Genomic DNA, 12,531 nt, shown 5'->3' on the forward strand with positions numbered 1-12,531 from the left:
CCGGGTGGGTCAGGACGGGCTAGGACGGTGGGCGGGCTACCAGACGATCGAGGCCGAGAGGTTCTTCGGGCCCCGGAGCGTCACCGTGACCCGCTCCCCCGGGTTGCCGAAGTAGCTCCAGCCCTCGAGGTGGCCGCTGCCGGACAGCCGGCGGGTCATCGGGCTGCCGAAGGCACCGTCCTCGTCGGACACCTGGTAGGTGTAGTTGCCGGCGGGCAGGTTCGAGTAGTTGATGTCGACGAAGCGGCACGAGGAGTGGGTGCAGCCGGGCTGCCCCACGGCGCTGCGGTCGCGGACGATCGACATGCTCGGCTCCGGCGGCGGCGGGTCGGGACGGCGCACCGGCGCGTTGATCGTCGTGACGGAGGCGGCCGCGGTGCGGACCTCCCCGTCGGCCCGCTGCGCGCGGACCTGGGCGCGGTAGGTCGTGTCCCAGTCGCCGTTGATCCGGCGGTTGCCGCTGGCCGGGACGTTCTGCCACCCGCCCCAGCTGCCCGAGCCGTTGTCGATCCGCAGCTGGACGCTGGTGACGTCCCGGCCGTTGCCGGCGGGCGTGGTCCAGCTGAAGGTGGCGCCGGGCTGCTCGGTGACCCCGTCGGTGTACCCGTCGTGGCGTCCGTGCCGCTGCCCGGACATCGTCGCCTGGCCGAAGGGGCCGTAGGGGACGACGGCGTTCGAGGCGGGGCTCGCCTCGCCGCAGTAGGTGTTGCACGCCCGGACCGTGAAGGTGTAGCTCGAACCGTTGTTCAGCCCGCCGATCACCCGGTTGGCGGGCAGCTGGGACCAGCCGCCCCCGTTGACCTGGTACTCGTAGCGGCGGATCGGGTCGCCGTTGTCGGCGGGAGCACTGAAGGCGAGGGTCGCCTGCCTGTCCCCCTCGGTCGCGGTGACGTCGCCCACCCGGTCGGGCTGCAGGAACGACCGCACGGGCGCGGACGCCGGGCTCGCCGGCGAGGTGCCGGCCTTGTTGGTCGCCGCGACGGTGACGGTGTAGTCGCTGCCTGCCGGGGCGTCCTCGGTGAAGGACGTCTGGCCGCCGGGGACGGTGAAGGACCTGAACGCCGCGCCGTCGCGGGAGATGACGACGTCGTAGGCGGAGATGGGGTCGCCGTTGTTCGGCGGCGCCGTCCAGGAAGCGTTGATCTGCGCGTTGACCGGGGAGTCGACCCGCTGCGCCACCGGGGCGACCGGCTGGTCGGGTGGCCCGGCGGGGACCTCGGGCGCGGACCACTCCGACCACTCGCTCGGGTCGGGGGCGTCGTTGTGGGCCCGCACCCGCACGGTGTAGGACTGCCCGTTCTGCAGCCCGGACCACGTGTGGGCGTTGCCGCTCACCGAGATCTGCCCGCCGCCCGGGGACGGGGCGATCTGCAGGTCGTAGGACGTGACGTCCGAGCCACGGCTCACCGGGGTGGTCCACGCGACGTCGAGCGCCCCGTCCCCGAAGGTGAGGACGGGCGGGGCGGGCCGCTCGGGCTTGACGTCGGGGCGCGCGACGGCCGACGGGCCGGACGGCTCCGAGTCCCCGACCTTGTTGATCGCCGTCACCGTGAAGGTGTACTCCACGTTGTTGGTCAGCCCGTCGATGGTGCACGTCGTCGTCGCGCAGTCGCGGCTCACGCCGTTGCCGTCGACCCGGTACCCCGTGATCGGTGCGCCGTTGTCGGCGGGCGCGGACCAGGTGAGCACGACCGTCTGGTCACGCACGTCCTCCACCCGTGGCGGCGCGGGTCGCTCGGGGACCCCGATGACGGAGTAGGTGATGCGGCCATCGACGTCGCGGAGCGGGTCGCCGGTGGCGTCCTGGACCGTGAAGGTCGCGCTCGCCCGGCCCACGAAGTCCTGGCCCGCCGTGACCGTGACCGTCCGGCCGTCGGTCGTCGGCTGGGGCCCGCCGGTCTCGCTCCGCACCTGGCCCACGGTCAGCGGCTCCCCCGGGAAGGGGTTGAAGGCGCCCTGGAGGACGTCGACGGTCCGCGAGTCGCCCTGCTCGAGCTCCCCGAGGTCGACGTCGTTGACGGCCGCGAGCCGGCGGTTGGAGGCGGTGACGGTGACCTCTACGACGCCGGGGACGGGTTCCGCCTTCGAGTCGGAGACGGTGATCTCGACGTTGCCCCTCGTCCCGCGCGGCGTGTCCACCGGTGCCGAGACCGTGAGGTTGGGGCCGTCGAGGCTCGCCTCGATCCCGTCGGGGACGCCGACGAGCTCGTAGCGCAGCTGGTTGTAGTCGCCCGTGTCCGGGTCCTCGGAGAGCTGGCGCAGGTTGAGCACCTCGGGGCCCTCCGCCGGGACGACCTCGACCGCGGCGCCGTCGAAGGTCGGCGGGGTGTTCTCCGAGGACTCGACGGTGATCTCCAGGGTGAGCACCGACGTCAGGCCCGCGGGGTCCTCGGCGCTCTCGCCGTCGGTCACCTCGAAGGTGAGCGAGGCGGGGCCGGCGTACGTGGGCGCGGAGGTGAAGGTGAGCGTCGTCGGTCCCACGACGGGTGAGCTGCCGTCGGAGTTCGTCGCGCGGACCTTCTCGGTGCTGGTGAGCCGCACGTCCTTGCCGGACGGCGCGATGACGTAGTCCGCGAGCTCGAGCTGGCGCGTCTCCCCCGTCGTGACGACGATGGGGTCGACGTCGGTGCGGAGCACCGGCCCCGAGTCGTCCAGGCCGGGCACGTCGACGAAGGCGTAGGCGGTCAGCCCGTCCTGGTCGGTCACCGAGTAGGTGAGCACCTGGCGCTGCGGCTGGACGTCGAGCTGGATCTCGGTGCCGACGACGGCGGCGCCCTCGGGCGCGTCGACGAGGTCGACGGTGAGCCCCTCACGCGTGCCGTCCGGGTCGACGTCGTTGTCGAGGACGGGCACGGTCACCCGCTCCTGGTCGAGGATCGTGACGGCCCGGACGAGGTCGTCGACCGCCACCGGCGCGAGCAGCGGCGCGTCCGCGGAGACGTGCGCGGTGATGATCCCCGTGGAGGTCCCGCCGCGCTGGTCGCTCACGTGGTACGGCAGGGCGTAGCTGCCCTCGGCCTCCGGCGTGGTGATGCGCAGCGTGCCGCTGTCGACCAGCTCGACGCCGAGGTCCTCGACCGCGTCGTAGGCGGGGTCACCGAGGTAGAGGGGGTCGCCGTCGGGGTCGGTGTCGTTGACCAGCGGGTCGAAGTCCACGACCCGTCCCGGCCGCACCGTCACCTCGTCGTCGATGGCCTGCGGCGCCCGGTTGAGCTCAGGCGGGGGCACGACGGCGACGCGGACCTGCGCGCTCGCGTACGCACCCAGCCGGTCGCGCACCGCGTAGGTGAACGTGTCGGTCCCGCTCGACCGGGAGTAGGCCTCGTAGTCGATGTACGTCGGCCCGACCTCGACGACGCGGCCCTTGGCCGGTGCCCGGTCCGCACCCAGGAGCTGGACGGAGTCGCCGTCGGGGTCGATGCCGAAGAGCGGGACCTCGATGCGCACCCGCTCACCGGCGAAGGCGCGGGACTCGACCGGCAGCGGCAGGGGGGCGGCGTTGCGCTCGCCGTCGTCGGCCTGGACGTAGATGGTCACCTGCGCGGAGGCGCGCTGCCCGGTGGTGTCGACGATCTCGTAGACCGCGTTGACGGCCTGGGGCTGCTCGGGGGCGCGGAAGCGCAGGGTGTCGCCCGAGGCGAAGAGGTGGCCGGCCGGCGGCTCCTCGACCAGCTCCGGGACGAGCTCGAACTCGTCGCCGCCCGGGTGGGAGTCGTTCGACAGGACGGGGATGGTGACGAAGTCACCGGCACGGACGTTCGCGACGTCGGCCTGGGCCACCGGGGGCTGGGCCAGGGAGTCCGGCGGGATCTGCATGACGACGACCTCACCGGTCGCGCTCGCGGAGCCGTTGGACACCTCGTAGGTGAAGCGCTGGGTCGTCTGGAGGTCCTTGCTCGCCGTGATCTTGAGGATCCGGTGCTCGAGCACGGCGACGGTCAGGCCGCTCTCCGGCGGGACGTCGACCTGTCGGATGGCGAGCAGCTCACCGCTGGGGTCCTCGTCGTTGGCCAGCACGTCGACGAGCACCTGGCCGCCGGCGGGCAGCAGCGCGACGTCCTGCACCGCGACCGGGGCGGCCTCCGCAGGCTCCCGCACGTCGACGCGGATGAGCCCGGTGGCGCTCGCGCCCGCGTCGTTGACGACGATGTAGGTGAGGTAGTACGTCTGGGGAGCGTCGGCGGAGAAGCGGAAGGTCCCGGCGTCGTAGTCCGGGACGACCGCCGCACCCGCGACCTGCTGGACGTCCGCGAGCCGCAGCGGCTCGGCCTCCCCGCCGGGGTCGGTGTCGTTGAGGAGCGGCTCGATGACCTTCTCCTCGCCGGCGACGGCGGTGACGAAGTCGTACACCGGCACCGGGGGCAGCGCGCCCGCGGGCCGCACGTCGACGGTCATCTCGAGCTCGGCGACGTCGGTGCCGTCGTAGACCTCGACGACGACCGGCTTGCTGCCGGGGGTGACGCCCGAGTCGACGAAGGTGACCGCACCGTCGGGGGTGAACCGCACGATGTCGTCGGTCGTCGCGGTGGCGCCGACGACGACGAGCTCGTCGCCGTCGGGGTCCATGACGTTGTCGAGGACGTTGACGCTGCCGGTCGCGCCGGAGACGAGCGTGAGGGTGGTCGGGCGCACCTGCTCGGGCGGGCGGTTGGTGCCGTCGGGAGCGACGACGACACGGGCGACGGCCTCCGCCTGCCCGCCGCGGCCGTCGCTCACCGAGTAGCTCATGGCGACGGCGCCGCTCGCGCCGTCGGCGACGGCGATCTGCAGCGCCCGCCCGCCCATGATCGGGCGCACGGTGCCGAACCCCTCGGCGGGCGCGTCGAAGTTCGCGACGGTGAGGAGGTCGCCGTCGGGGTCGGTGTCGTTGGCGAGGACCTCCAGGACGGTCGTCGAGCCGGCGCGCACCCCGAGCTCGTCGTCCTGCGCGATCGGGTCCCGGTTCTCCTGCTCGCGGTCGAGCGGCAGCTGCTCCTGGATCTCCTGCTGCGACTCCTCCTCGTCGTCGCTGGCGGCCTGCGGCGGGATGACGTCGTCCCAGTTCTCGACGATCTCCATCGCGTCCTTGACCAGCCACACCGTCCCAGAGACGAGGTCGTTGAGGACGACGACGTCGCGGTTGGTCCGGAAGACGAGGCGGGCGTCGGTGAGGGACTTGTCGATCGTCTGTTCGACGGGGTCGCCGCCGCCGCAGCGGGACTGGTAGAGCCCGGTGGCCCCGGCCCAGGCGCCGTGGCTGCAGCCGGCGACGACGACGGGCTCGCTCGGCGTGCCGGGCAAGGAGACGGGGTCGACGGTCGGCTCGCCGCGGCCGAGCGGGACGCGGATGAGGCCGTCGCGGGCGGCGACGAGCACGTCACGGCCCGCCGCGGACGGCGCCTGCAGAGCGACCTGGGCGGTGTCGGCGAGGCCGGTGAGGTCGACCGGCTCGCTGCCGGGCCGCAGGAGGGCCACGCGGTCCTGCTCGTCCCGGACGAGGACGACGGGCTCCGCGCCGACGGCGGACACCTGGATCTCGGCGTCGGCGAGCCGCTCCGGCGTGACGCCGAGCTCGGCGACCTCCGGCTCCTCCTCACCCTCCGGGTCGAAGCCGGCGGGGACGGTGACGAGCGTGGCGTCGGTCGGCGCGACGCCGTACGCCGTGCCGTCGGTGCCGACGGCGACGAGCGCGTTCGCGCCGAGACCGGCGGTCGCCTCGAGCTCCTCGTCGGCGAGGCGGCCGACGCCCCTGACCGGGGCGGTGTGGAGCTGGCCGCTGCGCGAGTCGAGCACGGCGACCGTGCCGCCGCCCAGCTCGATCTGGCGGGCGCCGGGGAGCGAGACGGTGGTCGTCGTCGTGACGGTCGCGGGGTCGACCTGCTGGAGGACACCGGCACCCTCGTCGACGAGGAGGACGTCCGCGGCCTCCTGGAGGACGTCGAAGCTGGCGCTGCGGGCCGCGAGCCCGCCGTCGAGGAGCTGGACCTGGCTGTTGAGGCGACCGAGGCGCATGTGCTCCTGGCTGGTGACCCACACGCCGCCGTCGTTGAGGTCGACGTCCGCCGTCGCGACGCCGTCGTACAGCACACCCGCGACGACCAGGCCGGCGCCGATGACCCCGACGGTCGCGGCGCTCACCACCCGCTGGCGGCGCCTGGGGTCGGCCGCGCGCCGGGTGCGCCGTGGCTCCGGTGCCCGCTGGGCACGCCGCCCGGAGCCCCCTCCCGGGGACGACGACGCATCCGCCCGCCCGCGTCCGAATCGCACAGCTCCGCCTCAGCTCGTGTGTCAGTTGCTCGGGCCCGATGTGCTGGAGGGCACTGGGCACCGCATCGCAGACTAACAAGGTCCAGGACGTTGGTCCCACCCCTTCCGATGGGGAGAACTGCCCACGCGCCCCCCCTGGGCACGCCCGGCGAATCGCCTCCCGGTCAGGCGCTGACGCTGCGGGCCTTCTCCTCGTCCAGCTGCGGGAGCTGGTCGGGACTGACGATGCGGGAGGCGACGGCGTGCTCGACGAGCCGGGCGCGCCGGTTGACCGCGAGCTGCTGCGGCCCGCCGCGCAGGCCGCGCACGCCGTTGCGGTGGAGCTTGTCGCAGACGTTGTCGAGCTTGCGGTTGAACTTGGTCAGCGCCCAGCCGAGCCGTTCCGCGGCCTGCGCGGAGGTCGGGATGGCGGCGCTGCCGCGTCCGGAGAGCACCGGTTCGGCGAGCGCGAGGACGAGGAGGTGCTGGGACTGGGTGAGGGCGACGGGCCCGATCGTCGTGTCACCGACGTGGACCGGCTCCGCGCGGGCCGGCGCGAAGGCCGGCTCGGGGTTGACGAGGTTGATCTCGTAGGTCGTCGGTCCGGCCGTGAACAGGATCGTCGTGCCCGCGTAGACGAGCGGCAGCCGCGCCCCCGGCGCGAGCCACGCCTGGGTGTTGCCGTCGCTGTCCGCGAGCGTCGCGGAGAGCCGGGAGCCGACGTTCTCCACCCACCACAGGTCCTCGACGAACGCCAGCCGCAGGAACCGCCGGTGCAGGTAGGGGTTGTCGTCGATCTCCAGGGCACCGTCGCGCCCGATGTAGAACTCCTCGTCCGGGGAGACCTCGAACCACTCCCCGCAGAACTCCAGCTGCAGCATGCCGCCCTCTCTCACTCGACGCAGGCCTCGGCCGGGTCGGCCGACACCCGTCCCTGCTCGGAGATCGTCCGCAGCTCGACGCACACCCGGCCGGCGGACTCGATCGTCAGCGGTGGCTCGGTGATCGGCTGGCTCTCCGTGATCTTCCCGCCGTCGGTGCGGGTCCACGAGTACGTGACGTCACCCAGGTCCTCGTGCGGCGTCCAGCTGAACTCCACGCGGTCGCCCGAGACCCGTTCGCCGGCCAGTCCCTCCGGGCTGGGCACCACCTCGGGGATGACGACGGTGCCGATCGTCGACGTCGGCCCCGGGTCGGGCGGGGTCTCACCGCGGAGCGCCCCCGCGGCGACGATCCCGCCGCCGACGACGACGGCGGCCCCCGCCCCGACGGCGACCCAGCGCCACGTGGGCCGGCGTCTCGGCGGAGCGGTCTCCTCGGGCTCCGCGACGGCGGAGCGGCCCCGGGTGGCCTCGGTGTCCTCGACGTGGACGACGGGCCGCAGGACCGTGTGCGGCTCGTCCGTGTACCGCGGGGCAGGTGGCGGCGTGCCGCCGGTGGGGTCGACCTCGGTGACGGCCCGCACGACGGTGTGCCCGTCCTCCGCACCGTCGTCGGGACTCACGGTGGACGGTGAGAGCCACGACGTGTCGGGCACCTCGATGTCCGTCATCGCGAGCCGCAGCTCCTGCTCGACCACCTGGAGGGCACGGGCCAGCTCCAGTGCCGTCGCCGGGCGGGCCGCCGGGGACTTGGCCATCGCGCGGGCGAGGAGCTGCTCGAGGGACGCAGGGACGTCGGCCCGGCCGATCGGGGGGACCGGGTCACGCTTGATGCGCATGATGAAGTCGAGGCGCGAGTTCGGCCCGCCGGGACGCGCGAAGGGTGAGCGCCCGGCGAGCAGCGTGTACAGCGTCGCGGCGAGGGAGTACACGTCCCCGGCCACACCGGCGGACTGGCCCTCGACGGCCTCGGGCGGGGCCCACGGGACCGACACGCCCCCGGACTCGTCGGCGGCGCCGGTGAGGCCGGCGATGCCGAAGTCGCTGAGCGCCGGGCGCCCGTACTCGGTGGTGAGGATGTTGGCGGGCTTGATGTCCCGGTGGACGATGCCGGCGCGGTGCGCGGTCTCGACGGCGCCCGCGAGCCGCACGCCGATGCCGAGGACCTCGGGGACGCCGAGCGGGCGGACCTTGACGCGCTCGGCGAGGTTCGGCAGCGGGCAGTACTGCATGACGAGGTAGGGGCGCCCGTCCGCAGCGGTGTCCGCGTGGTAGATCGTGACGATCGAGGAGTGGGTGGACAGCTGCGCCATGAGGTTGGCCTCGGCGCCGAACTGCTCACGCGACTGCCCCTCCGCGGCCTCGTGGGTGAGGACCTTGATGGCCACCTGCCGCTGCGGCATCCGCTGGGCGTAGAGGTACACGTCGGCGAAGCCGCCGGACCCGAGCAGCCGGTCCACGGTGTAGCCGGGCAGCTCCGGCGGCGGGGCCGGCTGGCGCCGTGGGCTCACTGCGCTCCCTCGACGTGCTGGACGGTCGCCGTCACGCCGACGCCGAGCTCGATGACGGCGCCCGTCCCGACGGGCACACCGGTGCCCGGCTGGAGCCGGAAGGAGGGCTGGTCCGGGAGGTGGACGACGGTGCCGTTGGTCGAGTTCATGTCCGTGACGACGACGTGCCCACCGGCCGGCCGGACCTCCACGTGCGTGGCGGAGATGTCCCGCTCGGGGTTGGAGACACTGACGAGGCGCGGCGCCTCGGCGCCCGCGAAGCGCGCGGCCTCGGGGGCGCGGCCGAGGAGGACCGGACGGTCCATCTCGATGCGCGGCCCGGTCGACAGGACGAGCTCGACGTCCGGGGCGGGACGCGTGGCCGGCTCGAGGGCCGTCGGGACGTCCACGCTGGGGAGCTCGGACGTGGCGATCGTCTCGCCGTCGTGGTCCCCGTCGTCATGGGCGGCACCGGCGAGGGGCGTCGGGCCGTCCACCGGAGGGCCGGCCGGCGGCGCGGGGTGAGGGCGTCCGGGCACGGAGTCGATGATGCCGCCCGGGGCCCAGCCGCTGTCGGTGGGCTCCGGCTCGGGGTCGCGGGTGGCCTCGATGTCCACCTGGCCGGGCTCGACGGGGACCGGATCGGCCGGGTCGTCGCTCGGCGCGGCCGGCTCGGGGGCCCCGGCGGCAGCGGGCGGCGCTGGTTCCGGCGTGGACTCACGGGCCCGCACCTGCTCGGTCGACCACAGGAGGAAGTCGTAGTCGTCGGCGTCCTCCTCCTCGTCCTCACCGGGCAGCACCGCCCCCGAGGGGTCGGCCATCGCCGTCGCGTCGTCGTCCGCCGCCTGCATCGCGGCAGCCTCGGCGGGCGCCGTCGGTTCCGGCTCGGCCGCGGCCGGCACGGGCGTGTCGTGCACGATGGCGGGCGCGGGCTCCGCGGGTGCCCCGCTCGCGGCGGGCGTGCTCGCTGCCGACGCCGGCTCCGCCTGCTGCCCGGGGGGACCGTCGGACGCGGGGACGCCACCGGCCGCTCCCGCGACCGCGGCCGCGGCACCGCCCGTCCCCGTCGACGTGCGTCCCCCGACCGCCGCTGCCAGGGCGGGCATCCGGGCGATGGTGAGCTCGACGTCGTCGTCCTCCTCCTCGGCGGCCGGTGCCGGGGGTGCCTGCACGACGAGCCGCGCCGACGCGGCCCGGACGATTCCCCCCGCGACGGGGAGCCACCCGCCGTCGGCACTCTCGGCACGGATCGTCACGTCGCTCGCCGGGAGCACCTCCTCGCGCCACGTCGCGTACCCGCGTCCGGAGACGACGCGGTCACCGAGCTCGACGTCCACCTCTCCGCGCACCAGGACCCGCAGGCCCTCCGGATGAGCCTCGACCATGGCGAAGGACGGCAGGGCCGCGATGCCGGCGGCCGCGAGGTACTCCACCCACGCCCCCAGCCGCTTCCCGGTGCTCGTCAGCTGCCACAGCTCGCGGGCGACGTCGTCGGAGACGGCCGGGTGCAGGAGCGCGAGCGCGTCCTGTGTCACCAGCGCCGTCCACTGCCCGCTCTGGTACTCCGGCACGCTCATCGCCCCGCTCCCGTGCGCGGCAGGGTCGAGCCCTGCTCCTCGGCACCGCGCGCGGCGGTGCTCTCGACGTCGCCGTCGTCGTGCCCCGTGGCGACGACGACGACCGAGACGTTGTCGTTGGCCCCGCCACCCTGCACGGCGCGGTCCAGCAGGGTGGCCGCGGCCTCCTGCGGGTGGCCCGCCGCGGCGACGGTCTCGGCGATCTCCTCGTCCGTCAGCTCACCGAACAGCCCGTCGCTGCACAGGAGAAGCATCTCCGGTCCCCCGGCGCGGAGCATCCAGAAGTCGACCTCCGGGACGGACCCGGTGCCGACCGCCCGGGTGATGACGTTGCGCTGCGGGTGCCGCCGCGCCTCGTCGGCGCTGATGGTGCCGGAGTCGACCATCTCCTGGACGAGGGAGTGGTCGACGCTCACCTGCTCGATGTCCTGCGGGGTGCAGCGGTAGACCCGTGAGTCGCCGACGTTGAAGACGAGCCAGAAGGGCTCGCCGTCCTGCTCGGTGAGGACGGCACCGGCGACGGTCGTCCCCGCGACGGACTCGTCCCCGGCCATCGCCTCGCGGATCTGCTCACCGGCGCGACGCAGCGTCGCGCTGACGTCCTCGGGCTGCACGGCGCGGTCGAGGGTGGCGAGGTGGGCGAGCTCGGTGACGACGGCACGGCTGGCCATGTCGCCCCGGGCGTGGCCGCCCATGCCGTCCGCCACGGCGAAGACGGGGGGCTGCGCGAGCACGGAGTCCTCGTTCGCCTGCCGTCGGCCGCCCGCGTCGGTGGCCACGCCCCAGTGGATCTGCATCCGCATCCTCTCGCCGTTCCGTCAGGGATCCTACGTGGATCCGCGGCCTGCTCGTGCCCACTGCGCGGGTGGCCGTTCAACCGATGGTCGGGAAGATGCCCCAGTAGCCGGCCGCGAGGAGCAGGACGAGCGCCCCGACGTGTGTCCCGACGAGGGTGATGGTGCCGACCGTGCCGGTCCGGACCCCGTGCCGCCGGACCCGCAGCCACGTCGTGGCGGACCACACACCGATGGCCGTCGACCCCACCGCGACGGCCTGGATGCCCAGCCACCCGCCCTGGACGACGAAGGGGCTCCGCTCGTAGTTCAGCGCGAGGCCGGCGACGACGAGGAGGTAGGAGGCGAACAGGACCCACACGGCGAGCACGCTCATCGTCAGGGCAGCCGTGGTCCGGGCGAGCGGCGAGGGCAGCGGCTCGCTGGGGCGACGCACGAGCCGGGTGAGGAGCCACAGGGTGGGCCCGAGGAGCAGCAGGCCGACGGCCCCGACCAGGGTGAAGACGATCATGTCCCCCGACGCGTACCAGCGGGGGCTGTCGAGCGGCTCGGCGCGGAAGCGCTGGTCGGGCTGTCCGCCGGCGATGCGGGGCTGGGCGTCGGCGGTCTCGGGCAGGCCCTGCACCCAGCGCGCGACGGCCTCGGGGAACCCGGGGGCGAGCTCGTCCTCGATGCGGATGCCGTGGTTGGCGCCCTCGAAGTAGCGCAGCGTGTAGTCGTCGTTGCCGGCCACGGCGAGGTCGTCGATGACCTTCGCGGGCGCCTGGACGACGGGCATCGAGACGTCCTCGGTGCCGTAGACCATGAGCACCGGCTGGTCCATCCGCTGCTGGTAGGGGCTGACGTCGAAGTCCGCGTAGTAGAAGCCGCCGCCCGGGACCTCGCTGCCGAGCAGCCGCGGCACCGCGCGGAGCAGCTGCTCCGGGGCACCGAGCGCCCGCAGGTAGGTGTCGGTCGCGAGGGCGAACTGCTCACGAGCGGGGACGACGGGCGCCGAGACGAGGACGACCGAGGCCACCTCCGGGTTCTCGGCCGCCGCCACGGGTGCGATGAACGCGCCCTCGCTCTCGGCGTAGAAGCCGACCCGCTCCGGGTCCACGCCGGGCCAGGAGCTGAGGGCCTCCCAGCTGTGCATGTAGTCGCGGGCCATCGCCGGGTAGTCCCGGAACCTGGCGCTGTAGGTGTCCAGCCGCTTGTCGGGGACGAGGGAGACGATGCCGGCGCTGGCCAGGGCCTCGGTCAGCTGCCAGAAGTTGTCGTGCGTGGCGGTGCCGGCGCCGTGCATGAACACGAGGCCGGGCCGTCGGTCCGGCGCGCCGACCGGCTCGTGGACGGTCGCCTCGACCGTGGCGCCGTCGAGCTCGACCGTGAACGTCTCGGTGCGCGTCTCGTAGGTGCCGACCGGTGTCGTCGCGACGTCCCCGCCGATCTCGACGTCCGAGGTCTGGACGACGAGGGTCCGCTCCAGCGGGTGGGGATTCCAGCCGGGCCCTGCCACCGTCCCGATGAAACCGAAGAGCAGGACCGCGACGAGCGTCACCGCCACTCTCCACGACCTCACCGG

The 12,531-nt window shown here is 74.0% G+C and carries 6 protein-coding genes; all 6 read right to left on the minus strand.

Going from position 1 to position 12,531, the window contains the following annotated elements; all coding sequences use genetic code 11:
* Positions 1-36: 36 nt before the first annotated feature.
* Positions 37-6,117 carry an Ig-like domain-containing protein gene (locus tag VR894_RS09850; RefSeq protein ID WP_324651206.1) on the minus strand — a complete coding sequence of 2,027 codons (6,081 nt, stop codon included), beginning with the start codon at positions 6,115-6,117 and terminating at the stop codon, positions 37-39.
* 293 nt (positions 6,118-6,410) lie between these two features.
* Entirely contained in the window at positions 6,411-7,106 is a 696-nt protein-coding gene (locus VR894_RS09855; protein ID WP_324651207.1) for a hypothetical protein, read from the minus strand.
* Positions 7,107-7,117: 11 nt separating this feature from the next.
* Positions 7,118-8,617, minus strand: a complete 1,500-nt coding sequence (locus VR894_RS09860; RefSeq protein ID WP_324651208.1) for a serine/threonine-protein kinase — start codon at positions 8,615-8,617, stop codon at positions 7,118-7,120.
* Positions 8,614-10,173, minus strand: coding sequence for an FHA domain-containing protein (locus VR894_RS09865; protein ID WP_324651209.1), 1,560 nt, complete (start codon positions 10,171-10,173; stop codon positions 8,614-8,616). The genes VR894_RS09860 and VR894_RS09865 overlap by 4 nt, the downstream gene beginning before the upstream one ends.
* The gene (locus VR894_RS09870) at positions 10,170-10,970 is read right to left on the minus strand and encodes a PP2C family protein-serine/threonine phosphatase (RefSeq protein WP_324651210.1); all 801 of its coding nucleotides are present in this window, start codon (positions 10,968-10,970) and stop codon (positions 10,170-10,172) included. Before VR894_RS09870 ends, VR894_RS09865 begins: the two co-directional genes overlap by 4 nt.
* A gap of 76 nt (positions 10,971-11,046) precedes the next feature.
* Positions 11,047-12,528, minus strand: a complete 1,482-nt coding sequence (locus tag VR894_RS09875) for an alpha/beta hydrolase family protein (RefSeq protein ID WP_324651211.1) — start codon at positions 12,526-12,528, stop codon at positions 11,047-11,049.
* Between the last annotated feature and the right edge of the window lie 3 nt (positions 12,529-12,531).

The organism is Georgenia sp. H159, assembly GCF_035607575.1.
GTDB lineage: Bacteria > Actinomycetota > Actinomycetes > Actinomycetales > Actinomycetaceae > Oceanitalea.

Excerpts from the sequence above, each read along its gene's own strand:
- VR894_RS09855 (WP_324651207.1), bottom strand. The coding sequence starts at position 7,106 with ATGCTGCAGCTGGAGTTCTGCGGGGAGTGGTTCGAGGTCTCCCCGGAC.
- VR894_RS09865 (WP_324651209.1), bottom strand. The coding sequence starts at position 10,173 with ATGAGCGTGCCGGAGTACCAGAGCGGGCAGTGGACGGCGCTGGTGACA.
- VR894_RS09870 (WP_324651210.1), bottom strand. The coding sequence starts at position 10,970 with ATGCAGATCCACTGGGGCGTGGCCACCGACGCGGGCGGCCGACGGCAG.